This window comes from Streptomyces sp. HM190 (assembly GCF_009857135.1).
Classification (GTDB): Bacteria; Actinomycetota; Actinomycetes; order Streptomycetales; family Streptomycetaceae; genus Streptomyces; species Streptomyces heilongjiangensis.
Window position 1 is genome coordinate 1,437,264 of sequence record NZ_CP047318.1, and the last position, 24,143, is coordinate 1,461,406.

Genomic DNA, 24,143 nt, shown 5'->3' on the forward strand with positions numbered 1-24,143 from the left:
CGCCGGGTGGTCGCTACTGCTGCGCGCCCCGGGCGGCCGGCTTCGCGCCGAGCAGCACGGTGTCCCGACCGTCCTCCTCGGCGAGCTGGACCTTGACCGTCTCCCGCAGCGACGTGGGGAGGTTCTTGCCGACGTAGTCGGCGCGGATGGGCAGTTCGCGGTGGCCGCGGTCGACGAGCACCGCGAGCTGGACGGCGCGCGGGCGGCCGATGTCGTTGAGCGCGTCGAGCGCCGCGCGGATCGTGCGGCCGGAGAAGAGGACGTCGTCGACGAGGACGACGAGGCGGCCGTCGATCCCATCACCGGGGATCTCCGTGCGGGCGAGCGCACGCGGCGGGTGCATGCGCAGGTCGTCCCGGTACATGGTGATGTCGAGCGAGCCGACCGGGATCTTGCGGTCGGTGATCTCCGCCAGCTTGTCGGCGAGCCGCCGGGCCAGGAAGACGCCCCGGGTCGGGATGCCGAGGAGCACCACGTCGTCGGCGCCCTTGGCGCGTTCGACGATCTCGTGGGCGATGCGGGTCAGTACCCGCGCGATGTCGGGGGCCTCGAGGACCGGCCTGGCATCGGACGGCTGCGGATCGTGTTGCGGATTTTCCTGCGTGTCCATACGAAACGGACCTCCTTCTCCGCCTCACGGGACGGACTTTAAAGGACGTCGGATTTGCGCCATCCACGGTAGCAGGCCCGGGCAACGCCCCAGATCACCCCCCTGGCCCAAGGGAGAGCGTTTACCACGGAAGCGTCGGTCCGGACCATTCGGCTTGACGGGGCAGAGTCACGCTGCGTAACCTCACAGTGAGTTACCAGCCTTCGTCCGGGGAGCTATATGTCCAGCGAATACGCCAAACAGCTCGGGGCCAAGCTCCGGGCCATCCGCACCCAGCAGGGCCTTTCCCTCCACGGTGTCGAGGAGAAGTCCCAGGGACGCTGGAAGGCGGTCGTGGTCGGTTCGTACGAGCGCGGCGACCGCGCCGTCACCGTGCAGCGCCTCGCGGAGCTGGCGGATTTCTATGGGGTTCCCGTGCAGGAGCTGCTTCCCGGGACGACCCCAGGTGGTGCCGCCGAGCCGCCGCCGAAGCTCGTCCTGGACCTGGAGCGCCTGGCCAACGTCCCGGCCGAGAAGGCGGGCCCGCTCCAGCGGTACGCCGCGACGATCCAGTCCCAGCGTGGTGACTACAACGGCAAGGTGCTCTCCATCCGCCAGGACGACCTGCGCACACTCGCCGTCATCTACGACCAGTCCCCCTCGGTCCTGACCGAGCAGCTGATCAGCTGGGGTGTCCTGGACGCGGACGCGCGTCGCGCCGTCTCCCACGAGGAGGGCTGACCCCTCGGGCGAAGCTCAGCAGAAACGTGCCGCCGGGGTGGCCCGAACCTTTCGGTTCGGGCCACCCCGGCGGTTTCTGTCTTCAGGGACGCGGACGGGCCGGCGTCGCCGACGGCCTCCCGACGGAGGCCCTCTGCGGGCAGTCGCCTATTCGGCTTCCCTGCGGAGCGACGGCTTCAGGTCCTTCAGGCGCCCGAGCAGTCCGTTCACGAACGACGGGGAGTCGTCCGTGGAGAACTCCTTCGCCAGCTGCACCATCTCGTCCAGCACCACCGCGTCCGGGGTCTCGTCCACCCAGATCAGCTCGTAGGCGCCGAGCCGCAGGATGTTGCGGTCCACGACCGGCATCCGGTCGAGGGTCCAGCCCACCGAGTACTGCGCGATCAGCTCGTCGATCCGCTTGGCGTGCTCGGAGTACCCCTCGACCAGCTGCATCGTGTACTCACTGACCGGCGGCTGCCTGGTGTCGGACCGGGAGTGCCGGATCCAGTCCGCGAGGACGGTCAGGACGTCGGCCCCGCGCTGGTCGCCCTCGAAGAGGATCTGGAAGGCGCGCTTGCGGGCCGTGTTACGGGCAGCCACGGTTAGCTGTTCACCCGGCCGAGGTAGTCGCTCGTGCGGGTGTCGACCTTGATCTTCTCACCGGTGGTGATGAAGAGGGGCACCTGGATCTGGTGACCGGTCTCCAGGGTGGCGGGCTTGGTGCCGCCGGTGGAGCGGTCGCCCTGGACGCCCGGCTCGGTCTCCTGGACGACGAGCTCGACGGCGGCCGGCAGCTCGACGAAGAGCACCTCGCCCTCGTGCTGCGCGACGGTGGCGGTGAAGCCCTCGATCAGGAAGTTGGCGGCGTCGCCGACGGCCTTGCGGTCGACCATCAGCTGGTCGTAGGTCTCCATGTCCATGAAGACGAAGTACTCGCCGTCCATGTAGGAGAACTGCATGTCGCGCTTGTCGACGGTGGCCGTCTCGACCTTCACGCCGGCGTTGAAGGTCTTGTCGACGACCTTCCCGGAGAGCACGTTCTTGAGCTTGGTGCGCACGAAGGCCGGGCCCTTGCCGGGCTTGACGTGCTGGAACTCGACGACGGACCAGAGCTGGCCGCCGTCGAGCTTGAGCACCATGCCGTTCTTGAGGTCGTTCGTGGAAGCCACGGTTGCTTCAATCTCCTGGACTTACGTGGACGACCCCGGGGCACGCGCGCAGCTCAAGGGCTAGAGCGCGAGCAGCTCCTTGGTCGTGATGGTGAGTAGCTCGGGTCCGCCGTCCGCCTCGGGGCGTACGACGAGCGTGTCATCGATCCGGACACCGCCCCGGCCCGGGAGGTGGACCCCCGGTTCGACGGTGACCGGCACGCAAGCGTCCAGTTTACCCATGGCCGCGGGGGCCAACTGCGGGTCCTCGTCGATTTCGAGTCCCACACCGTGCCCCATCAGTACCGGGAGGTCCGCGCTGTGGCCCGCGGAGTCCAGTACGTGACGGGCCGCGCGGTCGACGGCGCGGTAGACGGCGCCGGGGACGAGGCTCTCGCGGCCGGCCCGCTGGGCTGCGAAGACGAGGTCGTAGAGCTCGATCTGCCAGTCGGCGGGCGAGGTGCCGATGACGAAGGTGCGGCCGATCTCGCAGCGGTAGCCGCGGTAGACGGCGCCGAGGCAGACGGAGAGGAAGTCGCCCTCCTCGACGCGGCGATCGGTGGGGAGGTGGCCGCGGCGGCCGGAGTTCGGGCCCGTCGCGACGGAGGTGGCGAAGGCGGGGCCGTCGGCGCCGTGGTCGACGAGCCGGCGCTCCAGTTCCAGGGCGAGGTGGCGCTCGGTGCGGCCGACGAGGATGGATTCCAGGAGTTCCCCGAGTGCCTGGTCGGCGATCTCCGCGCCGATCCGCAGACAGGAGATCTCCTCCTCGTCCTTGACGACGCGGAGCTGTTCGACGGCGCCGCCGAGGTCGGCGAGCCGCAGCCGGGGGGCGACCGAACGGATCGCGCGGTGCCGGGCCACGGTGAGGTGGTGCTCCTCCACGGCCAGGGACTCGGCGCCGGCTGCGGTGACGAGGTCGGCGGCCGCGACCGCCGGGTCGCCGCCGGGCCTCGGCAGCAGCTGGACGCGGACGGTGTCGTCGGGCCGTCCCTCGGAGCTGTCGCCCGTCGGGGGTGTGCCGCAGAGGAGGACGTCCTCGGTCGCGCCGAGCAGGAGGACGGCGCCGCGGGGGGCCGCGCCCGTGAGGTACCGCACGTTGGCCGGGCGGGTCACGAGAGCGGTGGCGCTGCCGCTCGCCTGGCAGCGTTCTCTCAGCCGGGTTCGGCGGGCGGCGTGGGCGTCTGACATGCCCCGAGCGTAAGAGCTCCGCTGGTCGGCCGCCGGTTCAGCGCGGCCGAGTGGGGGTGGGAAGGCGGCTCAGGGAGGGGGGTGGGGGTGGGGGTGGGAGTGGGTGTGTGCCGGGTGCGGCGGGTGAGGGCTTGTCGCACGGTTCCCCGCTCCCCTGGTTTCGCGGGTCTGGGCCGGGGCTTTGAGTACCACGGGTGCGGGGGAGCTGGACCGGGCGGCGGCCACGGGTGCGGGGAGAGCCGCGACCGGGCGGTGGCCGCGGGGGCGGGCCGCCCTGCGCGTCACCGTCCGTCGGCCGTCGGGTACGTCACCACTTCGGAGGGCTCGCTATGGACCTGGCCAGGACCTCGTCCAGGACGCGGGCGGTGGCGGGGACGTCGAGCTGGGAGTTGTCGATGATGGGCAGGCCCGAGCCGTACCAGCCGGCCATGCGGCCGTGGATGCGGGCGACCTCCTCGTCGGTGAGGCGGCGGTTGCCCGTGCGCTCCGCGTTGCGTTCGAGGACGATCTCCAGGCCGGGCAGGAGGACGACGGGGAGGAGCCCGGGGCCGACGTGACGCTTCCAGCCGCCGAGGCCGACGACGGGTCGGTCGGGGAAGACCGCGTCGTCGAGGATGCAGGAAATGCCGTTGGCCAGGAAGTTCCGCGCAGCGAAGCCGCAGGTGCGGCGGGCGAGACGGTACTGCGCCTCGGAGTTGTCGTTCCACCCGGACTGCGGGTCCGCGAAGCCGGAGCGAACCCATTCGCGGACGTCGTCGAGGCTGATGTGCGCGGTGGGCACCCGGCGGTGGTCCGCCCAGTACTTGGCGACGCTCGTCTTGCCCGCGCCGGCGGGGCCGATGAGGAGGACGGCGAGCGTGGTGGTCGTGACGTCCGGCGCGCCGGTCGCGGGCGGCGGGCTCGGCATGGTGACGGGGCCGCCCGGCGGCAGTTGCACGTGTCCGGTGGTGTCCCGGGGGACGCCGGTGTGCTGCGGGGGCGAGACGGGCGGGTGCCCGGGGCCGCCCGCGAAGCCCGGTGGGGGCGGCGGCACGGATCCCGGCGGGGCAGCGGGCGCAGGGGGCGCCGTGGGCGCGGGCGGGCCGGCCGGCGCGTGGCCGGGGTGCGGGGCCGGGGGCACGGGGTGGCTCGGGCCGGCGTGCCCCGGAGGGGTGGCGCCCGGCGCCCCGGGATGAGGCGCGGCGGGATGTCCCTGGTGGTTCGCGGCGGGCGACCAGGGGGTCGCCGGGTCCTGCCCCGGCCGATGGGGCGGCGGCAGCGGAGCTCCCACTGCGTGCTGCATCCGGTGCCACTCCGTCTCGTACAGTCACATCGACACTGGCAGGCGGGGCTCTGGGACCCCCGCCTTCACCGAACGGTACCGCCCCCGGCCGCCGTTCGGTGAACGGTCGGGGGCGTCCCGGAGTGCCCAAGTGGCCATGACCACAAGGCGAATCGGGCAACAACGGCCCGAACGGGCGTTACTGGCCCACTTCGCCGTACGCCGCGAGGAGCATCGCGGGGTCGGGTCCCTCCAGGACGGTCGGCTTGGCCAGACCGTCGAGGACGATGAAGCGCAGCAGGTCGCCGCGGGACTTCTTGTCGACCTTCATGGTCTCCAGCAGCTTGGGCCACTGGTCGTAACGGTAGTGCAGCGGCAGTCCGACGGACTCCAGGACCGTGCGGTGACGGTCGGCGGTCGCGTCGTCCAGGCGGCCCGCCAGACGGCCGAGTTCGGCGGCGAAGTGCATACCGACGGACACCGCCGCGCCGTGGCGCCACTTGTAGCGCTCGTTCTTCTCGATGGCGTGGGCGAGGGTGTGTCCGTAGTTGAGGATCTCGCGGCGGCCCGACTCCTTGAGGTCGCCGGAGACGACCTCCGCCTTGACGCGGATGGACCGTTCGATCAGTTCGGCGGTGTGCGGTCCGGCGGGCGTGCGGGCGGCCTGCGGGTCGGCCTCGACAAGGTCGAGGATCACGGGGTCGGCGATGAAGCCCGCCTTGATGATCTCGGCGAGCCCGGACACGTAGTCGTTGACCGGCAGCGAGTCGAGCGCGGCAAGGTCGCAGAGCACCCCGGCGGGGGGGTGGAAGGAGCCGACGAGGTTCTTGCCCTCGGCGGTGTTGATGCCCGTCTTGCCGCCGACCGCCGCGTCCACCATCGCGAGGACGGTGGTGGGGATGGCGATCCAGCGGACGCCGCGCAGCCAGGTCGCCGCCACGAACCCGGCGAGGTCCGTGGTGGCGCCGCCGCCGACGCCCACGATGACGTCGGTGCGGGTGAACCCGGACTGGCCGAGCGCCTTCCAGCAGTAGGCGGCGACCTCGGCGGTCTTCGCCTCCTCCGCGTTGGGCACCTGGATGGCGACGGCCTCGTAGCCCTGCCCGGCCAGGTCGGCGCGCAGGGCCTCGGCGGTCTCGTCCAGCGCCTCGGGGTGGATCACCGCGACCCGCTTGGCCCGGTCGCCGATCAACCCGCCCAGCTCACCAAGGAGTTGGCGGCCCACCAGGACCTCGTACGGCTCGGTTCCCGCCGTACCGCCGACCTGGATCCGGGTCACTGTCTCGCTCATGCTTCCTTCAACTCCAGAGCGTCAAGGGCCGCTTGGGTGACTTCCTCGGGCGTGCGGCCGTCCGTGGGCACGACAGCCGTGGCGACCTCCTCGTACAGGCTCCGCCGGGCCTCCATCAACTCCCGCCACTGCTTACGGGGGTTGACGGCAAGCAAGGGGCGGGCGGCGTTGAGGCCAGTGCGCTTGACCGCCTCCTCGACGTCCATGGAGAGGTACACGACCCGCTGCCCGGCCAACAGGGCGCGAGTATCGGCGTCGAGGATGGCGCCGCCCCCGAGGGCGACGACGCCGTCGTGGTCGGCGAGCGCGGTGTGCACGGCCTGCTTCTCGAGGGCGCGGAAGGCTGCCTCGCCCTCGTCGACGAAGATCTCGGCGATGGTGCGGCCCTGCGCGGCCACGATGTCGTCGTCGGTGTCACGGTAGGCGACGCCGAGCCGCTCCGCGAGCAGCTGTCCGACGGTGGACTTGCCGACACCCATGGGGCCGACGAGGACGACCAGAGGCACCCGGCTCACCGGATCGCGAGGTTGTCGAGGTACGAGCGGACGTTGCGGCGGGTCTCGGTGACGCTGTCGCCGCCGAACTTCTCGGCCACCGCGTCGGCCAGGACCAGCGCGACCATGGCCTCGGCGACGATGCCGGCGGCCGGCACCGCGCACACGTCGGAGCGCTGGTGGTGGGCCTGCGCGGCCTCGCCGGTGGTGACGTCCACGGTCTGGAGCGCGCGCGGCACGGTCGCGATGGGCTTCATCGCGGCGCGCACCCGCAGCAGCTCGCCCGTGGACAGGCCGCCCTCGGTGCCGCCGGAGCGGCCCGTGGCCCGCTTGATGCCCTGGTCGGTGGCGAGGATCTCGTCGTGCGCCTTGGAGCCAGGCACCCGGGCCAGGTCGAAGCCGTCGCCGACCTCGACGCCCTTGATCGCCTGGATGCCCATCAGCGCGGCGGCGAGCCGGGCGTCGAGACGGCGGTCCCAGTGCACGTGCGAGCCGAGGCCCACCGGCACGTCGTAGGCGAGCACCTCGACGACGCCGCCGAGCGTGTCGCCGTCCTTGTGGGCCTGGTCGATCTCGGCGACCATCGCCTTCGAGGCGTCCGCGTCGAGGCAACGCACCGGGTCGGCGTCCAGCTTCTCGACGTCGGCGGGGGTCGGGTACACGCCGTAGGGGGCCTTCGCGGCGGCCAGCTCGACGACATGGCTGACGATCTCGATGCCGGCCGTCTCCTTGAGGTACGACCGGGCCACGGCGCCGAGCGCCACGCGGGCGGCGGTCTCCCGGGCGGAGGCGCGCTCCAGGACCGGCCGGGCCTCGTCGAAGCCGTACTTCTGCATGCCTGCGAGGTCGGCGTGGCCGGGGCGGGGGCGGGTCAGCGGGGCGTTGCGGGCGAGACCGGCGAGGACCTCGGGGTCGACCGGGTCGGCCGACATGACCTGCTCCCACTTGGGCCACTCGGTGTTGCCGACCATGATCGCCACCGGCGAGCCCATGGTCAGTCCGTGCCGTACACCGCCGATGAACGTGATCTCGTCGCGCTCGAACTTCATCCGGGCACCGCGTCCATAACCGAGGCGCCGGCGGGCCAGGTGGTCCGCCACCATCTCCGTGGTGATCGGCACGCCGGCGGGAAGGCCCTCCAGCGTCGCCACAAGTGCGGGACCGTGGGACTCCCCCGCGGTCAGCCAGCGCAACCTGCTCAACGGTGCTCCTCAGTGCTCGCGCCCTGGTACTGCGTCCTGCCTGCGTGTACGCGCGTCCTCGCGTACGGCGACGGCTACCGGGTGCGCGGCCCCGGCCCGCCACCTCCGATCCTCCCACGTCCGGGCGCCCGATCCGGTCGCAGGTCCATCAGGCGGACGCGCCGGCGCCGGGCGTGTCCGTCAGCCCGCCTTCGCCGCCGCGCTCTTGATCGCCTCGCGGATGCGGAAGTACGTGCCGCAGCGGCAGACGTTCGCGATCTCGTCGATGTCGGCGTCGGTGGGGTTGCTCGTGCGCTTCAGCAGGGCGACGGCGGCCATGATCTGGCCGGGCTGGCAGTAGCCGCACTGGGCGACGTCCTGCTCCAGCCATGCCTCCTGGACGGGGTGCAGCTTCTCGCCGTCGGCGAGTCCCTCGATGGTGGTGACCCGGCGGCCGGCCGCCTCGGACACGGGGACCACGCAGGGCCGGACCGCCTCGCCGTCGAGGTGACTGGTGCAGGCCTTGCACACGTCGATGCCGCAGCCGTACTTCGGACCGCGGATGCCGAGCAGATCGCGCAGCGCCCACAGCAGGGGCAGGTCGTCGGGGGCTTCGACGGTGACGGTCTCACCGTTGACGGTGAAGGTGTGGGAGGGCACGGGCGGGCTCCTTGAGCAGGGGGTACGGGGCGGGGCGGGGACAGCGCCTCAGCGGGGGAAGGGCGTGAAGTCGACGTCGAAGGTGACGGGGAAGCTGCGCGGCCTGGTGCCGGTGGCGCGCGCGTAGGCGTTGGCGACGGCGCCGACGGCCGCCGGGACACCCAGCTCGCCTGCGCCGCCTGGTTCGTCCGCGCCCTCGATGACGTGGATGCGGACGTCCTGCGGGGAGTCCTTCTGGCGCGCGTAGTGGAACTGGGAGTAGCTGCCTTCCAGCGGCAGCCCCTTGTCGATGTGGAGCCCGGCGCGCAGGGTGGTGGAGATGGCGTCGGTGAGTCCGCCGAGGAGCTGTGCCTCCAGTCCGCGCGGGTTGACGACGCGGCCGACGTCGGCCGCGATGACCGCCCTGGTCACCCGGGGCTTCTTCGGGTCGGTGGCGTCGATCTCGACGAGGCAGGCCGTGCAGGACTTGTACTCGTCGTGGAAGCCGACGCCCTGGGCCCAGCCGTCGGGCAGGGCGCGCCCCCACTGCCCCTCCTCGGCGACCTTGTCCAGCACGGCGCGCTGCCGCGCGGTCCTGAGGAACTCCCGCCGGAACGTCACCGGGTCCTTGCCGAGCCGCGCCGCGAGTTCGTCGACGATGATCTCCTCGGCCCCGCGGGTGTTGGCCGAGTACACCGAGCGCCAGGACCCGGTGTGCATCCTGATCGGGACCTCGGTGAGCGTCTGGGTGGTGATCCCGAAGTGGTACGGGGACTTCACGGTGGTCAGGAACAGGGTCTGGGCGAAGGTCGCGTTGCCGATCCCGGAGGGCAGGCTCGCCGCGGCGGCGGTGAGGGCGTCGCCGAGTCCGTGCCGGAAGTCGGTCTCGACGGCCGCGACCCGGTGCTGGAAGGAGAGCACCTGCCCGGCCGCGTAGGTGGCCCGGATCCGGTGGTGGGTGGCGGGCCGCATGCGTCCGTGCCGCGTGTCGTCGATCCGCGACCACATCAGCCGGATCGGCCGTCCGCTCTTCTTCGACACCACGGCGGCCTCCAGTGCCGCGTCGTGGAAGAGCCGGCGTCCGAACGAGCCGCCCGCCTGCACGACGTGCACCGTGACCTTGGAGGCCGGCAGCCCGACGGCCTCGGCGATGGCCGCCCGGGCGACGATCGGCGACTTGAGCCCCGACCAGATCTCGGCCCGGTCGGCCCGTACGTCGGCCACGGCCGAGTTGGTCTCCAGCGGGGCGTGGCCGACGAAGGCGAAGTCGAACTCGCCCTCCACCTTCTTCACCAGCGGTCCGAGCAGGTCGAGCGAGGGGGTCGCCGCCTTCAGTCTCGCGCGGATGTCCCGGTCGGAGAGTCCGTCGACGGTGCCGGGCCCCCAGGAGACGTCCAGGGCCTCCTTGGCATCGAGGGCCTGCCCGAACGTCTCCGCGACGACCGCCACGCCCGTGTCGATGGTCACCACGTCGAGCACACCCGGCATGGCCCGTACGGCGGCCTCGTTGTTCACCGACTTCACGGTGCCGTTGATCGTCGGCGGGCGGCGCACCATGCACGGCTTGGCGCCGGGCACGTCCAGGTCGAGGGTGTAGACCTGCCGGCCGGTGACCAGGTCGCGGGCGTCGATCCGTGACGTCGGGGTGCCGACCAGGGTGTGCTCGGACGCCTTCTTGGGCCTCACGACGAGCGGGCCGAGGTCGAGGGAGGCGGCGGCCGCGGACAGTGAGCCGTACGAGGCGGTGCGGCCGTCGGGCGCCGACACGACGCCTCGACGCACCGTCAGGTCCTGTGCGTCCAGACCCCATTGCCTCGCCGCGGCCCGAACCAGCCTGGCGCGCGCGGCAGCCGCGGTGTGGCGCACCGGGTCGTACAGGGAGCGGACGGAGTTGGAGCTGCCGGTGAGCTGGTTGAACAGCAACTCGGGCCGCGCGTCGTCCAGTCGCACCCGGACGTGGTCCAGCGGTGTGTCCAACTCCTCCGCGACAAGCATCGCCATGGCCGTGGTGAGCCCCTGCCCCACCTCTTCCCTCGGCAGCCGGAAGTGGACGAGCCCCTCCTCGTCGACGCGCAGCACCAGCATGTGCGCGGTGGGCGCCCCGGCGAGGATCAGCAGGTCGCCGAGGTCCACCAGGTCCGCCGGTGCGGGCGGCGTCGGGATGGCCGCGTCGGCGCTGCCGGGCGCATAGGCGTCCAGCCCGAGCTTCGTCGCGACCGCGAGGGTGGGCGCCGCCACCAGATAGGTGAGGAACCTGCGCCGAGAGTGACGTGACATGACGACTCCGTTCAGCGCCCCGCCGTCGTCGCCGGGCCGCCCCGCGATGATCGCGCCGGGTTACCCCTCAGTACAGGCCCTTCACCGGATCGACACACACCTGCGGACGGACCCCCACGTGGCGCGCGCGGGGCCACCGCGGCCACTGGAAGTGTCCTGAGGATCTTGAAAATGCGGCCGGCTCGCCCTGGTTGACGGCGATGGGCATGTGCGGGCAATCCGGGGTGAGCCGGGCGGCCGGAGCAGGCTCCTTCAGCGGTCTTCTAGCCCCGCTCGGCCAGGGCCCGCTCGCCCGCCCGCCGCATCGCGCCCACCGGGGCCGCCTCACAGCCGGTCATCTGCTCGACCTGCAGGACCGCCTGGTGGACCAGCAGGTCGAGCCCGCTGACCACGGACCCGCCGTACGCCGACCAGCGCGCCGCCAGTTCCGTGGGCCAGGGGTGGTACAGCACGTCGAACAACGTCGCCGGCCGCTCCGGTACGGCCCCGGACAGTGCGTCCGTGGCCCCGGCCGGCGTCGTGGCGATCACCAGCGGGGCGCTCAGCGCCCGCTCGGCGTCCGCCCAGTCCGCCGTGCGGACCTCGACGTCCAGCCGCTCGCCCCACTGCCGCATCTCGGCGGCACGGGCGTCGCTGCGCACGTACGCGACGACCTGCCCGGTGCAGATCCGCGCGAGCGCGGCCAGCGCGGACGACGCGGTGGCCCCGGCACCGAGGATCGCGGCGGACTCGACCTGCTCGATACCGCGTTCCCGCAGGGCCGCGACCATGCCGGGGATGTCGGTGTTGTCACCGGTCCGGCGCCCGTCCTCGCCGAACACCAGCGTGTTGACCGCCTCCACCGACATCGCCGTGTCGCTGATCTCGTCCAGCAGCGGCATGACGGCACGCTTGAGCGGCATCGTCAGCGACAGCCCCGCCCACTCAGGCCCGAGCTTCTCGACGAACGCGGGCAGCGCCTCCTCGTCGACCTCGAAGCGGTCGTACGTCCAGTCGGTGAGGCCGAGTTCGGCGTAGGCGGCACGGTGCAGCACGGGAGAGAGCGAGTGGGCGATGGGCGAACCGAGAACGGCGGCGCGGTTCTTCCCGATGGTGCGGCTCATTGCTCGTTCAGTTCCTTGAGGTACTTCTCGCGATTGCGGTTCTGCTCTTCGTTCGTCTCGGCGAACAGCGTCTCCTTCTTCAAGGAGACGAAGTAGTACCAGTCGCCCTTGGCGGGGTCGAGGGCCCCCTCGATCGCCTCGTCACCGGGATTGCCGATGGGCCCGGGCGGCAGACCCTTGATCTTGTAGGTGTTGTACGGGTCGTCGATCCGGCGCAGGGAGTCGACCGAGCCCGTCGCCAGCTTGGACTCACCGCGCAGGTAGTTCACCGTCGAGTCGAAGTCGAGCAGGCCGAAGGTCTCCTGATTGGTCGGCTCAAGGCGGTTGTAGACGACCCGGGCGATCTTCCGGAAGTCCTTCTTGTTGTTTCCTTCAGCCTGCACGAGACTAGCGACCGTGACCACCTGGAGCGGATTCTCCAGCTTGAGGTCCGCCGCCTTGCCCTCGATGTCGAACTGCTCGTACTTCACCTTCGCGAGGTCGACCATCTCCTTCAGGACGTCCTTGGGCTTCATGTCCTTGGAGACCGGATAGGTGGAGGGGTAGAGGAATCCTTCCAGCGGATCTTTGATGTCCTCGTTGTCGTTCGCCCAGTCGGGGAGACCGAGCTTCGACCATTCCTTCTCCGCGACGTTCCTGGTCGTGCCCTTCTTGAGGCCCAACTCCGCGTCGATCTTGGCGTAGACGACGACGTTCCTGTCGCCCTCGACGACGGTGAAGTTGTTCTGGCTCTTGGGATCGAGCATCAAGTCGAGGGCACTCTTGGCGGACATCTCCTTCTTGAGGAGGTACACACCCACCTGGATCTGGGGTTTCGAGGGATCCTCCGCCAGAGCGGCAGTAAAGGCGTCCACGCTCGCGACGACGCCCGCATCCTTCAGTTTCTGCCCGATCACCGAGCCGAATTCGCCCTTGCCGACCGTGATCGTGACCGTCTCGTTCGTACCGGATCCCTCATAGTCGGGAGCCTCGCCGAATCGGCTTTGGTAGAACTGGTAACCGAAGTAGCTGACGCCCGCGAAACCACCGCCGAAGACCACGACGACCACCAGGCAGGCGAGGCCGCTGCGGCGTTTCTTGGCGCCCTTGCCCGGCTTCCCCGGCTTCCCTCCACGGCCCTTCCGCTCGCTCCGGCTGCCGCGCCCCTCGGCTTCGTCGTGCTCGTCGTCGTCGCCACCCGCGAAGAACGCGAGTTCGCCCTGGTCCGGTCCGGGGTCCCAGTCGGTGTGCTCGGCGGTCTGCCGCTCCTCTCGCTCGGGCTCGGGCGAAGCCGGTGGCGCCGCGGCGGGTGCGGGTTCCGCCGCGCGCCGCGACGGCGGCTCCGGCGGTGGATACGCGTCGGGCGTGCCGTAGAAGTCCTGCTGCCCGCCGGCGTAGGCCGCCGCCTGCTGCTGCCCGTACGGATCGGAGGGGTCGGGGGTGTAGGCGCCCTGCGCGTGCTGGTGCGAGCCGTTCGCCCAGCCGTCGTCGGCCTGGCCGTAGTGCCGCTGGTCGTGGCCGGGGTACTGCTGCTGGTGCTGTCCGGCGTACTGCTGCTGCCCCGGGTCGCCGTACTCCTGCTGGTACTGCTGCTGGGCGTAGGCGTCCTGCTGGCCGTGGCCCCAACCGCCGTTGCCGTTGGCGTCGGTGTACTGCTGGTACTGCTGCTGCTCGGGGTAGTGCTGCTGCGGCTGGCCGCCGTAGGGGGTGTGCCGGCCCACCTGGGCCTGCTGCCCGTCCCATCCGCCGTCCCCGTACAACGGGTCGTCCGGATGCCACGGTTCGGAGCCCGGGCCCCGGCCATACTCAGTCATCGATCCCCTAGAGCCGCGAGGCGGCGGTCACGCGGGGCTTGTGGCTCGGCTTTCGTCCCCGCCTCTTTCTGTGCGGAGGCTGTTCGAAGGCCACCCGCATCGCGCGGAACGTTACCGTATCGCGATCAGTGGGCCAGTTCGACGCCTTCGCCAGGAGCTTTACCTGACACCCGTTCCGATTCCAGCGCTTGTTGCAGGATGATCACCGCTGCTACCTGGTCGATGACCGACCTGCCCTTCTTCGCCTTGACCCCCGAAGCGCGCAGGCCCTGGCCGGCCGTCACCGTGGTCATCCTCTCGTCGACGAGTCTGACCGGAACGGGCGCGATCATGCGGGCCAACTCCTGGGCGAAACCCCGTACCTTGACGGCCGCCGGACCCTCTCCACCTTTCAGAGAGCGTGGCAACCCGACGATTACCTCGATAGGTACGTATTCGTCGACCAGTTGTCTCAATCGCCGCTGAGCCGCCGGGACATCACGTCCGGGAACCGTCTCGACCGGGGTGGCGAGGATCCCGTCGGGGTCGCAGGAGGCGACCCCGATACGGGCGTCCCCGACGTCGATCGCGAGGCGACGGCCGCGGCGCAGGGCCGGACCGTCGCCTTCGCTCGTGTGATCCGTGGTGCTCACGTGGCCGTCTCGGCGACCAGGCGCTCGACCGCGTCCACGGCGTCACCGATGGCGGCCGGGTTCTGGCCGCCGCCCTGGGCGACGTCCGGCTTGCCGCCGCCACCGCCACCGAGGGTCTTGGCGGCCGTGCGGACCAGGTCGCCGGCCTTCAGACCGCGCTCGCGGGCGGCCTCGTTGGTGGCGATGACCGTCAGCGGCTTGCCGTTCGCCGTGGTGAACAGGGCGACCACCGCGGCCCGGCCGCCCTGGATGCGGCCACGCACGTCGAGCACCAGCTTGCGCAGGTCGTCGGCGGTCGTGCCGTCCGGGACCTGGCCGGTCACCAGCGCGACGCCGCGCACGTCCTTGGCGGACTCGGCGAGACCGGCGGCGGCCTGCAGCACCTTCTCCGCGCGGAACTTCTCGATCTCCTTCTCGGCGTCCTTCAGCTTGCCGAGCATGGCGGAGACCTTCTCCGGGAGCTCCTCCGGACGGCCCTTGATCAGCTCCTGGAGCTGGGCGACGACCGTGTGCTCACGGGCGAGGAAGTTGTAGGCGTCGACGCCCACGAGGGCCTCGATACGGCGCACACCGGAACCGATCGAGGACTCGCCGAGGAGCTTGACCAGGCCCAGCTGGGCGGTGTTGTGGACGTGCGTGCCGCCGCACAGCTCCTTGGAGAAGTCGCCGATGGTGACGACACGCACGCGCTCGCCGTACTTCTCGCCGAACTCGGCGATGGCGCCCTGCTTCCTGGCCTCGTCGATGCCCATGACCTCGGCGCGCACGTCGAGATCGCGGGCCAGCACCTCGTTGATCTTCTGCTCGACGTCGGTCATCACGGCCGTCGGCACGGCGGACGGGGAACCGAAGTCGAAGCGGAAACGGCCGGGCTGGTTCTCGGAACCGGCCTGGGCGGCCGTCGGACCGAGGGCGTCGCGCAGGGCCTGGTGGGTGAGGTGGGTCGCGGAGTGGGCGCGGGCGATGGCCGTACGGCGGCGGGCGTCGATCGAGGCGTGGGCCTTGGCCCCGACGGTCACCTCGCCGACCTGGACGACGCCCTTGTGGACGTAGACGCCCGGCACCGGCTTCTGGCAGTCGCGGACCTCGACGACGGCACCGGAGTCGATCCTGATCCGGCCGGTGTCGCCGATCTGGCCGCCGCCCTCGGCGTAGAAGGGGGTGCGGTCGAGGACGATCTCGACCTCGTCGCCCTCGGTGGCGGCGGGCGAGGAGACACCGTCGACGAGGATGCCGACGATCGTCGACTCGCCCTCGGTGCTGTCGTAGCCGATGAAGTCGGTCTCGCCGGAGTCGTCGGCGATCTCGCGGTAGGCGCCGAGGTCGGCGTGGCCGGTCTTCTTGGCCTTGGCGTCGGCCTTGGCGCGCTCCCGCTGCTCCTTCATCAGGCGGCGGAAGCCGTCCTCGTCCACGGACAGGCCCTGCTCGGCGGCCATCTCCAGGGTGAGGTCGATCGGGAAGCCCCAGGTGTCGTGGAGCAGGAACGCCTTGTCACCGGCGAGGACCTTGCCGCCGCCGGCCTTGGTCTCGGTGACGGCGGTGTCGAGGATGTTGGTGCCGGCCTTCAGCGTCTTGAGGAAGGCGGCCTCCTCGGCGAGGGCGACCTTCTCGATGCGCTCGCGGTCGGTGATCAGCTCGGGGTACTGCTGGCCCATCATGCCGATGACGACGTCGATGAGATCGTGGACGACGGGGCCGGTGGCGCCGAGGAGACGCATGTTGCGGATGGCGCGGCGCATGATGCGGCGCAAGACGTAGCCACGGCCCTCGTTGCCGGGGGTGACGCCGTCGCCGATGAGCATCACGGCGGTGCGGATGTGGTCGGTGACCACGCGCAGGGAGACGTCGGAGTCCTCGGCGTCGCCGTAGCGGACGCCGGTCAGCTCGGTGGCCTTGTCGATGACCGCCATGGAGGTGTCGATCTCGTACATGTTCCGCACGCCCTGCAGAATCATGGCGAGGCGCTCCAGGCCGAGGCCCGTGTCGATGTTCTTGCTGGGCAGCTCGCCGAGGATCTCGAAGTCCTCCTTCGAGGTGCCCTCGCCGCGCTCGTACTGCATGAAGACCAGGTTCCAGATCTCCACGTACCGCTCGTCGTTGACGGCCGGACCGCCCTCGACGCCGAACTCGGGGCCACGGTCGTAGTTGATCTCGGAGCACGGGCCGCACGGGCCGGGGACGCCCATGGACCAGTAGTTGTCCTTCATGCCGAGGCGCTGGATGCGCTCCTTCGGCACGCCGATCTGCTCGTGCCAGATGCGCTCGGCCTCGTCGTCGTCCTTGTAGACGGTGATCCAGAGCTTCTCCGGCTCCAGGCCGTAACCGCCCTTGTCCTGGGGGCTGGTGAGCAGCTCCCAGGCGTGCTTGATGGCCCCTTCCTTGAAGTAGTCGCCGAAGGAGAAGTTGCCGCACATCTGGAAGAACGTGCCGTGCCGGGTGGTCTTGCCGACCTCTTCGATGTCCGGCGTGCGGACGCACTTCTGCACGCTGGTGGCGCGGGCGAAGGAGGGCTTGACCTCACCGAGGAAGTACGGCTTGAAGGGGACCATACCCGCGTTGACCAGGAGCAGAGTCGGGTCGTCCGCGATGAGCGACGCCGAAGGGACAACGGTGTGACCGCGCTCCTCGAAGAAGCTCAACCAGCGGCGACGAATCTCGGCCGACTCCATCAGTGGTCCTCATTCCGGTTGTACGGGTACGACGAGCTGTCGACGTACCTCGAATTCCTGCTGTACTTCGGGGTGTTGCTGTTCTCGATGGCGGCCACCCGCCGGGGCGCCGGCAGCTCGGGGAGCCGGTCGGGGTTGGCCTCGATGCCGAGGGCCTCGCCCAGTTCGGCCTCCCGCTGGGCCATGTTGTCGCGGACGTCGAGCGCGAAGCCGACCGCCCGGTCCTTGAGCCTGTGGCCCGCCTCGATCGCCCTGTTCGCCGCCTGGGTGGCGAGGTGTTCGGGCGTGAGCTGCTTCAGCTTGCGGTTGACCTTGGTGGTGGCCCACACTCCGGCGGCGACACCTGTGGTGAACCAGAACGTACGGCGGAACATCGCTCGGTCAGTCCTTCTTTCCACGGGTGCTGCGCCTGCTCCGACGGGCTCCGGGGACCGTACGGCCCACGATCACCGTACGCCGCTGCTCCGCGGGGGCCTCGCCCTCGCGGCGCCCGCCGAGGGCCCGGCGCACGCCGTAGCCGAAGGCGGCGACCTTGACGAGCGGGCCGCCGAAGGTGGAGGCGACGGTCGTGGAGAGCGCCGAGGCGTTCGACGTGACCTCCTGGACGTCGGACGCGATGGCGTCGACCCGGTCGATCTGGGTCTGCGCGGAGCGGACGGCGGTGGAGGCGTCGGCGAGGAGGGGGACGGCCTGGTCGGTCACGTCCGCGACGAGCTTGGTGGTCGCCTTGAGCGTCTGGGCCAGCCTCGCCAGCGCGACGGCGAGGAAGGAGACCAGGATCGCCCAGAAGACGGCCACCAGGATCCCGGCCACCTCTCCACCGGACACTGTGTGCCACCCGCTCCCTGAGACATGCCTGAACATCGAGAAGTCGTGTCCCGAGCCTATCGCGCCGGGGCGGTCACTCCGAACCGCATTAACGCCCACCGCAGAAGGCGAGAGCCCGCCGTCCCGCCCGCCGGAAGAGGCGGGGGGACGACGGGCTGACGCGTGGTGCGTACTGCGTCCGTCGGAGGATCAGCGGGCGTAGTACTCGACGACGAGCTGCTCGTCGCAGATGACCGGGACTTCCTTGCGGTTGGGCTCGCGGTCCAGGCGGAACGCCAGGGCCTTGAGGTTCACCTGGAGGTAGCGCGGGGTCTCGCCGTCCGCGGCGAAGCCACCCTCGCGGGCGATCTCGAACAGCGGCTTCTGACGGCTGCGCTCACGGACCATGACGACGTCGTCCGGCTTGACGCGGAAGGACGGCTTGTCGACCTTCTGGCCGTTGACCTCGATGTGGCCGTGGACGACCATCTGGCGGGCCTGGTAGATCGTGCGGGCGATGCCCGAACGGAGGACCAGCGCGTCGAGACGGCGCTCGAGCTCGATGATCAGAGCCTCACCGGTCTTGCCCTGGACCTTGGAGGCACGCTCGTAGGCGCGGACGAGCTGACGCTCGGACACGTCGTACTGCGCGCGCAGACGCTGCTTCTCCAGCAGACGGACCTTGTAGTCCGAGTTCTGCTTGCGGCCGCGGCCGTGCTCACCCGGCGGGTAGGGACGGGCCTCGAAGTACTTGACGGCCTTCGGGGTCAGCGCGATGCCGAGGGCACGCGACTTCTTGACCTTGGGGCGGGACTGGTTCGCCACTGTTCTTCCTTTTCCTGTGTTCGGCTGCCTCAGGGTTACGGGAGGTCGCATCCGCAGCCGGGGATTCCCGTCAGGTCCGCGAGGGACGTGCCGGGCAGCCGCTCCCTGGTCTGGGCACATACGTGCAGCACACGAACGGCCCACCGACCGGTCCCGGGAATCCGGGTGGTGGTGGGCGGCCCGCGACACCTACGACGGTGCGCGACGCTCCTGGATCCGATGGATCCGGCTGGATGTCCCGCCTGAGGCGCCGACCGGAGCCGGACACGGGACGCAGCACTGTGGGGAAGTCTACAGGGGGTTCAGGACTGCTTCCGACCGAGGTGCTTCCTGGTCCACTCGACGGCGTCCGCGTACCGGGCCTCGGCCCCGTGGCGGGTCGGGGTGTAGTACGCGCGGTCCTTCAGGGCGTCCGGCGCGTACTGCTGGGCGGCGATCCCCTCGGGCAGGTCGTGCGGGTACACGTACCCCTGGGCGTGGCCGAGCTTGGCCGCGCCCTTGTAGTGGCCGTCCCGCAGGTGCTGCGGCACCGGTCCGGCCAGTCCCTTGCGCACGTCCTCCAGGGCGGCACCGATCGCGGTGGTCGCGGCGTTCGACTTGGGGGCGAGGGCCAGGGCGATGGTGGCGTGGCTGAGGGTGAGCGCAGCCTCCGGGAAGCCGATCATGGCGACGGCCTGCGCGGCGGCGACGGCTATGGGCAGGGCGTTCGGGTCGGCGAGGCCGATGTCCTCGCTGGCGGAGATCATCAGGCGGCGGGCGATGAACCGGGGGTCCTCGCCGGCCTCGATCATGCGGGCCAGGTAGTGCAGCGCGGCGTCGACGTCGGAGCCGCGGATGGACTTGATGAGGGCGCTGGCCACGTCGTAGTGCTGGTCGCCGTCGCGGTCGTACTTCACGGCGGCCCGGTCGACGGTCTCCTCCAGGGTCGTCAGACCGATCGCCTCCTCCCCCTTGTCGAGGGCGGCGCCGGCCGCGGCCTCCAGGGCGGTCAGCGCGCGCCGGGCGTCGCCGCCGGCGATCCGCAGGAGGTGCGTCTCGGTGTCCTCGGGGAGGGTGACGGCGCCCTTGAGGCCGCGTTCGTCGGTGAGGGCGCGCCGGAGGAGGCCGCGCACGTCGTCGTCGGTGAGGGGTTCGAGGGTGAGGAGCAGGGAGCGGGACAGCAGGGGGGAGATCACCGAGAAGTACGGGTTCTCGGTGGTCGCCGCGATCAGGGTGACCCAGCGGTTCTCGACTGCGGGCAGCAGGGAGTCCTGCTGGGCCTTGCTGAAGCGGTGGATCTCGTCGAGGAAGAGGACGGTCTCCTTGCCGAAGCCGCCGGTGGCGCGGCGGGCGCCGTCGATGACCGCGCGGACCTCCTTGACGCCGGCGGTGATCGCGGAGAGCTCCACGAAACGCTTGTTGGTGGCCTTGGAGACGACGTAGGCGAGGGTCGTCTTGCCCGTGCCGGGCGGGCCCCAGAGGATCACCGAGGAGGGTCCGGCGGGGCCGCCGCCGGACTCGCCGACCAGTCTGCGCAGGGGTGAGCCCGGCTTCAGCAGATGCTGCTGGCCCAGGACCTCGTCAAGGGTGCGCGGACGCATCCGCACGGCCAGGGGGCTGGCGGCCGGGTCCTTCTCCTGGCGTTCTTCTGCGGCGGCGGTGAACAGATCGGGCTCCACACTTCCGGAGCCTACGTCAGAGGTACGACACCGCCCGCCGCGACCGGGTCAGGCCCAGAGGTTGGCGCCCCAGCGGGTGAGGATCAGCATCCCGATGATGCCCACGTGGGTGACGGGCAGGACCCAGGTGAACTCGCCGAGGAACCGCTTCAGCGGGCCGGGGGCGGGCAGGAAGTCGTGGCGGACGTTGAACGAGGTCACGTACCAGAACATGGTGATCGTCGCGACCCAGGCCAGCGAGCACCACAGGCACAGCGCGTTGATCCGGTACAGGGACTGGAACTGCAGCCAGGTGCAGAAGACGACGCCGAAGAGGGTGCCGGCGTTGAGGGTCAGCCAGTACCAGCGGGGGAAGCGGGCGCGCGCGAGCAGGCTCATGCCGACGCAGATGACGATGCCGTAGGCGACGAGGCCGAGCATCGGGTTGGGGAAGCCGAAGACGGAGGCCTGCTTGCTCTCCATGACGCTGCCGCAGGAGACGATCGGGTTGAGGCTGCAGCCGGGGGTGAACGTCTCGCCCGCGACCTTGGCTTCGAGGATCTTGAACTTGTCGATCGTGATGACCCACGCGGCGAGCAGTCCGGCCGCGCCGGTGAGCACCAGCATCACCGCGAAGGCACGGCCGGCACCCACCGTGCGCGGGGCGTCGTGGTGGTCGGGCTCGGTGGAGACGTCCCTGACTGTCGTCTTGCTCATCACGTCGCTTCCGTAGCGTCGAAGGGGCCTCTGGGGCACGGTCATTGTGCCGTACACCCTCGCGCGTCCACCGTTCGCTGGACGTAAATGTCGCCCCCGTAGCCCGGATCGGGCGACGGGGGCGGCATCGGCTTGACTCAGCCCAGGCGGGCTTCCAGTTCGGCCACGACCTCGTTCACGCCGATCGCCACCTGCTCGCCGGACTCCATGTCCTTGAGCTGGACGACGCACTCGGCGAGGTCGCGCTCCCCAGCGACGATCGCGTAGCGGGCGCCGCTGCGGTTGGCGTTCTTCATCGCGCCCTTGAGGCCCTTCCCGCCGTACGCGAAGTCGGCCGCGATGCCCACCTTGCGCAACTCGGTGATCTTGGCGAACAGGACCCGGCGGGCCTCCTCGCCGAGCGGGACGGCGAACACGCTGGTGGAGGCGGGCAGTTCGAGCTCGACGCCCTCCGCTTCCAGGGCGAGGACGGTGCGGTCGACGCCGAGGGCCCAGCCGACGGACGGCAGCGCGGGGCCGCCGATCATCTCGGACAGACCGTCGTAGCGGCCACCGCCGCCCACCGCGGACTGGGAGCCCAGGCCGTCGTGGACGAACTCGAAGGTCGTGCGCGTGTAGTAGTCGAGGCCGCGGACCAGCTTGGGGTCGTCCTCGAAGGAGACGCCCGCCGCCGTGATCAGCTCGCGCACCTCCTCGTGGTACGCCTTGCAGCCGTCGCACAGGTAGTCGCGCAGCAGCGGGGCGTCACCGAGCTGCTTCTGGACCGACTCGCGCTTGTCGTCGAGCACGCGGAGCGGGTTGATCTCCGCGCGACGCAGGGTGTCCTCGTCGAGGTCCAGGCCGCTCAGGAACTCCTGCAGGGCGGCCCGGTAGACGGGACGGCACTCCTTGTCGCCCAGGCTGTTCAGCAGGATGCGGAAGTTCTGGAGGCCCAGCGAGCGGTACGCCTGGTCGGCCAGGATGATCAACTCGGCGTCCAGCGCGGGGTCCTCGGCCCCGATGGCCTCGGCACCGACCTGGGAGAAGTGGCGGTAGCGGCCCTTCTGGGGGCGTTCGTAGCGGTAGTACGAGCCCGAGTACCAGAGCTTGACCGGAAGGTTGCCCGCCTTGTGCAGGTTGGCCTCCAGGGCCGCGCGCAGCACGGAGGCGGTTCCCTCCGGGCGCAGGGCGAGCCTGGTGCCGCCCTTGGTCTCGAAGGCGTACATCTCCTTGGTCACGATGTCGGTGGACTCACCCACACCGCGCGCGAACAGCTCGACGCTCTCGAAGCCGGGCGTCTCGATGTAGCCGTAGCCGGAGTTACGCAGCGGCGCGGCGATGGCCTCGCGGACGGCAAGGTACTTGGCGCTGTCCGGGGGCAGCAGGTCGTACGTGCCCTTGGGGGCCTGGAAGGTACTCACGGAAGGTCTCGTCACATTCCTCGTCGGGGAGGGGTCGTCGGACCCGCTCCCTGGCCGCCGGACGCCACCTGCCGCAGATACGGGTTGGTGGCGCGCTCCTGGCCGATGGTCGTCTGGGGGCCGTGGCCGGACAGCACCACGGTCGAGTCGTCGAGCGGCAGGCACACACGGGCCAGCGAGTCGAGCATCTCGGCCATGTCACCGCCGGGCAGGTCGGTGCGTCCGATGGAGCCGGCGAAGAGCAGATCCCCGGAGAAGAACACGGAGGGGATCTCCGTGGTCTCGGGCATCCGGAAGGTCACCGACCCCTTGGTATGGCCGGGAGCGTGCGCGACGGACAGCTCCAGACCCGCCAGCTCCAGCTTCGAGCCGTCGGTCAGCTCCCTGACGTCGTCGGGCTCGCCGATGGTCAGCTCGCCCAGGAGCGGCATGCCGATCGAGCGGCCCAGCGCCTTCTCGGGGTCGCTCATCATGTACCGGTCCTCGGGGTGGATCCAGGCCGGTACGTCGTGCGCGCCGCACACCGGGACGACCGAGGCCACATGGTCGAGGTGGCCGTGGGTGAGGACGACGGCGACGGGCTTGAGCCGATGCTTCCTCAGCGTCTCCTCGACTCCCTGGGTGGCCTGGTGGCCCGGGTCGATGATCACGCACTCCTCACCGGCGGCGGGGGCGACCAGATAACAGTTGGTCCCCCAGGCCCCGGCGGGGAACCCGGCAATGAGCACGATCGTCCTTCTTGTGTCGTACGAGGGGTGGGTTGCTGTGGACCAGAGCCTACCGGCGCTGCCGTTTCCTCAGCGAACCCATATACGGTACGGGTCACACACAATCAGTCGGCTCACGAGACGCGCGACGCACCCGTCGACGTACGAGACGCATAGGGAGAGAACCCGGTGGTCAGCCAGGAGCAGCGGCGGCGTCAGCTCGCCCGGGAGAAGTTCTTGCGGCAGCAGCAGCGACGCACCCAGGCACGGCGCAAGGCACATGTCCGCAACGCCGTGATCGCCTCGGTCCTCGGCGTGATCCTGGTGGGCAGTGTGGCGCTGTACACGACCGACGTCCTCAAGGGCGACGACAAGAAGGACAACGCGAGCGCGGAGGTGTCGCCGAGCGCGTCGCCCAGCAAGGCGCCGGATCCGTGCGAGAAGCCGGCCGCGGGCAAGGTGAAGGACCTCACCTTCAAGAAGGAGCCCGCGATCACCATCGACAAGACGGCGAAGTACACGATGGACCTGCAGACGACCTGCGGTGACATCGGGATAACGATGGACGCGGCGAAGGCACCGCACACCGTCAACTCGTTCGACTTCCTGGTGAACAAGGGGTACCTGGACCACACCAAGTGCCACCGTCTCACCACGCAGGGCATCTACGTGCTCCAGTGCGGTGACCCGAAGGGCACGGGCATGGGCGGTCCCGGCTACACGATCCCGGACGAGAACCTGAAGGACTCGCGCCTGAAGGGCGATGTCTACCCGGCGGGCACGGTCGCGATGGCGAACCAGTTCAACGCGCAGACCGGTGAGGGCAAGAACAGCGGCGGCAGTCAGTTCTTCCTGGTGTTCCAGGACAGTCCGCTGCCGGCCAACTACACCCCGTTCGGCACGGTCTCCGAGGGCGGTATGAAGGTCCTGAAGAAGATCGCCGACGCGGGTGAGAACACGGGCATGGGTGACGGGACGCCCAATGCGACCGTGGTGATCAACAAGGCGACTGTCAAGAAGTCCTGACCGCCACCAGCGAAATTTCGGTCGCGCGGGATGCGG

23 protein-coding genes are annotated in these 24,143 nt (G+C 70.4%); 2 read left to right on the plus strand and 21 right to left on the minus strand.

What is annotated here, in order from left to right:
- Nucleotides 1–13: 13 nt before the first annotated feature.
- Entirely contained in the window at nt 14–610 is a 597-nt protein-coding gene (gene pyrR / locus GSY65_RS05720; RefSeq protein WP_159766274.1) for a bifunctional pyr operon transcriptional regulator/uracil phosphoribosyltransferase PyrR, read from the minus strand.
- Nucleotides 611–829: 219 nt separating this feature from the next.
- Here pyrR and bldD point away from each other — a divergent pair, with 219 nt between their 5' ends.
- Nucleotides 830–1,330 (plus strand): transcriptional regulator BldD, encoded by a 501-nt coding sequence (gene bldD, locus GSY65_RS05725; protein WP_159766275.1) that lies wholly within the window; start codon nt 830–832, stop codon nt 1,328–1,330.
- Nucleotides 1,331–1,477: 147 nt separating this feature from the next.
- Here bldD and nusB read toward each other — a convergent pair whose 3' ends face one another.
- The 20 genes from nusB to GSY65_RS05825 form a co-directional block, all read right to left on the minus strand.
- Entirely contained in the window at nt 1,478–1,912 is a 435-nt protein-coding gene (gene nusB / locus GSY65_RS05730; protein WP_159766276.1) for a transcription antitermination factor NusB, read from the minus strand.
- Nucleotides 1,913–1,914: 2 nt separating this feature from the next.
- Entirely contained in the window at nt 1,915–2,481 is a 567-nt protein-coding gene (gene efp / locus GSY65_RS05735; RefSeq protein WP_018549008.1) for an elongation factor P, read from the minus strand.
- A gap of 60 nt (nt 2,482–2,541) precedes the next feature.
- Nucleotides 2,542–3,648, minus strand: a complete 1,107-nt coding sequence (locus GSY65_RS05740; protein WP_159766277.1) for an aminopeptidase P family protein — start codon at nt 3,646–3,648, stop codon at nt 2,542–2,544.
- Nucleotides 3,649–3,955: 307 nt separating this feature from the next.
- Entirely contained in the window at nt 3,956–4,930 is a 975-nt protein-coding gene (locus GSY65_RS05745; RefSeq protein ID WP_159766278.1) for an AAA family ATPase, read from the minus strand.
- A gap of 178 nt (nt 4,931–5,108) precedes the next feature.
- A complete protein-coding gene (gene aroB, locus GSY65_RS05750; RefSeq protein ID WP_159766279.1) occupies nt 5,109–6,200 on the minus strand; it encodes a 3-dehydroquinate synthase in 1,092 nt (363 codons plus the stop codon).
- Nucleotides 6,197–6,679, minus strand: coding sequence for a shikimate kinase (locus GSY65_RS05755; RefSeq protein WP_159775642.1), 483 nt, complete (start codon nt 6,677–6,679; stop codon nt 6,197–6,199). The genes aroB and GSY65_RS05755 overlap by 4 nt, the downstream gene beginning before the upstream one ends.
- 32 nt (nt 6,680–6,711) lie before the next feature.
- Nucleotides 6,712–7,896, minus strand: coding sequence for a chorismate synthase (aroC, locus tag GSY65_RS05760; RefSeq protein WP_159766280.1), 1,185 nt, complete (start codon nt 7,894–7,896; stop codon nt 6,712–6,714).
- A 180-nt stretch (nt 7,897–8,076) separates the two neighbouring features.
- On the minus strand, nt 8,077–8,535 hold the full coding sequence (locus GSY65_RS05765; RefSeq protein ID WP_159766281.1) for a (2Fe-2S)-binding protein: 459 nt from the start codon (nt 8,533–8,535) through the stop codon (nt 8,077–8,079).
- 48 nt (nt 8,536–8,583) lie between these two features.
- On the minus strand, nt 8,584–10,791 hold the full coding sequence (locus GSY65_RS05770) for a xanthine dehydrogenase family protein molybdopterin-binding subunit (RefSeq protein WP_159766282.1): 2,208 nt from the start codon (nt 10,789–10,791) through the stop codon (nt 8,584–8,586).
- A gap of 263 nt (nt 10,792–11,054) precedes the next feature.
- Nucleotides 11,055–11,894, minus strand: a complete 840-nt coding sequence (locus tag GSY65_RS05775) for a shikimate dehydrogenase (RefSeq protein WP_159766283.1) — start codon at nt 11,892–11,894, stop codon at nt 11,055–11,057.
- Nucleotides 11,891–13,687 carry an endolytic transglycosylase MltG gene (gene mltG, locus GSY65_RS05780; protein WP_159766284.1) on the minus strand — a complete coding sequence of 599 codons (1,797 nt, stop codon included), beginning with the start codon at nt 13,685–13,687 and terminating at the stop codon, nt 11,891–11,893. The genes GSY65_RS05775 and mltG overlap by 4 nt, the downstream gene beginning before the upstream one ends.
- A 125-nt stretch (nt 13,688–13,812) precedes the next feature.
- Nucleotides 13,813–14,319 (minus strand): Holliday junction resolvase RuvX, encoded by a 507-nt coding sequence (gene ruvX / locus GSY65_RS05785; RefSeq protein ID WP_159766285.1) that lies wholly within the window; start codon nt 14,317–14,319, stop codon nt 13,813–13,815.
- The gene (gene alaS / locus GSY65_RS05790) at nt 14,316–16,988 is read right to left on the minus strand and encodes an alanine--tRNA ligase (protein WP_159766286.1); all 2,673 of its coding nucleotides are present in this window, start codon (nt 16,986–16,988) and stop codon (nt 14,316–14,318) included. Before alaS ends, ruvX begins: the two co-directional genes overlap by 4 nt.
- Complete coding sequence (locus GSY65_RS05795; protein ID WP_159766287.1) at nt 16,988–17,362, minus strand: hypothetical protein; 375 nt, start codon at nt 17,360–17,362, stop codon at nt 16,988–16,990. The genes alaS and GSY65_RS05795 overlap by 1 nt, the downstream gene beginning before the upstream one ends.
- Nucleotides 17,363–17,369: 7 nt before the next feature.
- The gene (locus GSY65_RS05800; RefSeq protein WP_159766288.1) at nt 17,370–17,852 is read right to left on the minus strand and encodes a DUF948 domain-containing protein; all 483 of its coding nucleotides are present in this window, start codon (nt 17,850–17,852) and stop codon (nt 17,370–17,372) included.
- Nucleotides 17,853–18,005: 153 nt separating this feature from the next.
- On the minus strand, nt 18,006–18,620 hold the full coding sequence (gene rpsD / locus GSY65_RS05805; RefSeq protein ID WP_055537226.1) for a 30S ribosomal protein S4: 615 nt from the start codon (nt 18,618–18,620) through the stop codon (nt 18,006–18,008).
- A 302-nt stretch (nt 18,621–18,922) separates the two neighbouring features.
- The gene (locus GSY65_RS05810; RefSeq protein ID WP_159766289.1) at nt 18,923–20,278 is read right to left on the minus strand and encodes a replication-associated recombination protein A; all 1,356 of its coding nucleotides are present in this window, start codon (nt 20,276–20,278) and stop codon (nt 18,923–18,925) included.
- A gap of 48 nt (nt 20,279–20,326) precedes the next feature.
- Nucleotides 20,327–20,974 carry a vitamin K epoxide reductase family protein gene (locus GSY65_RS05815; protein WP_159766290.1) on the minus strand — a complete coding sequence of 216 codons (648 nt, stop codon included), beginning with the start codon at nt 20,972–20,974 and terminating at the stop codon, nt 20,327–20,329.
- 137 nt (nt 20,975–21,111) lie between these two features.
- Nucleotides 21,112–22,374, minus strand: a complete 1,263-nt coding sequence (gene hisS, locus GSY65_RS05820) for a histidine--tRNA ligase (protein WP_159766291.1) — start codon at nt 22,372–22,374, stop codon at nt 21,112–21,114.
- A gap of 11 nt (nt 22,375–22,385) precedes the next feature.
- Nucleotides 22,386–23,102, minus strand: coding sequence for an MBL fold metallo-hydrolase (locus tag GSY65_RS05825; RefSeq protein WP_159766292.1), 717 nt, complete (start codon nt 23,100–23,102; stop codon nt 22,386–22,388).
- A 168-nt stretch (nt 23,103–23,270) separates the two neighbouring features.
- Between GSY65_RS05825 and GSY65_RS05830 the strand changes: the two genes are divergently transcribed.
- Nucleotides 23,271–24,107, plus strand: coding sequence for a peptidylprolyl isomerase (locus GSY65_RS05830; protein ID WP_159766293.1), 837 nt, complete (start codon nt 23,271–23,273; stop codon nt 24,105–24,107).
- The last annotated feature ends 36 nt before the right edge of the window (nt 24,108–24,143 follow it).

Bases quoted from the DNA above. Each gene is read 5' to 3' on its own strand.
- pyrR (WP_159766274.1), bottom strand. From the start codon at position 610: ATGGACACGCAGGAAAATCCGCAACACGATCCGCAGCCGTCCGATGCC.
- bldD (WP_159766275.1), top strand. From the start codon at position 830: ATGTCCAGCGAATACGCCAAACAGCTCGGGGCCAAGCTCCGGGCCATC.
- GSY65_RS05740 (WP_159766277.1), bottom strand. From the start codon at position 3,648: ATGTCAGACGCCCACGCCGCCCGCCGAACCCGGCTGAGAGAACGCTGC.
- GSY65_RS05745 (WP_159766278.1), bottom strand. From the start codon at position 4,930: ATGCAGCACGCAGTGGGAGCTCCGCTGCCGCCGCCCCATCGGCCGGGG.
- aroB (WP_159766279.1), bottom strand. From the start codon at position 6,200: ATGAGCGAGACAGTGACCCGGATCCAGGTCGGCGGTACGGCGGGAACC.
- GSY65_RS05755 (WP_159775642.1), bottom strand. From the start codon at position 6,679: ATGGGTGTCGGCAAGTCCACCGTCGGACAGCTGCTCGCGGAGCGGCTC.
- GSY65_RS05770 (WP_159766282.1), bottom strand. From the start codon at position 10,791: ATGTCACGTCACTCTCGGCGCAGGTTCCTCACCTATCTGGTGGCGGCG.
- GSY65_RS05775 (WP_159766283.1), bottom strand. From the start codon at position 11,894: ATGAGCCGCACCATCGGGAAGAACCGCGCCGCCGTTCTCGGTTCGCCC.
- mltG (WP_159766284.1), bottom strand. From the start codon at position 13,687: ATGACTGAGTATGGCCGGGGCCCGGGCTCCGAACCGTGGCATCCGGAC.
- alaS (WP_159766286.1), bottom strand. From the start codon at position 16,988: ATGGAGTCGGCCGAGATTCGTCGCCGCTGGTTGAGCTTCTTCGAGGAG.
- GSY65_RS05795 (WP_159766287.1), bottom strand. From the start codon at position 17,362: ATGTTCCGCCGTACGTTCTGGTTCACCACAGGTGTCGCCGCCGGAGTG.
- GSY65_RS05800 (WP_159766288.1), bottom strand. From the start codon at position 17,852: ATGTTCAGGCATGTCTCAGGGAGCGGGTGGCACACAGTGTCCGGTGGA.
- GSY65_RS05815 (WP_159766290.1), bottom strand. From the start codon at position 20,974: ATGAGCAAGACGACAGTCAGGGACGTCTCCACCGAGCCCGACCACCAC.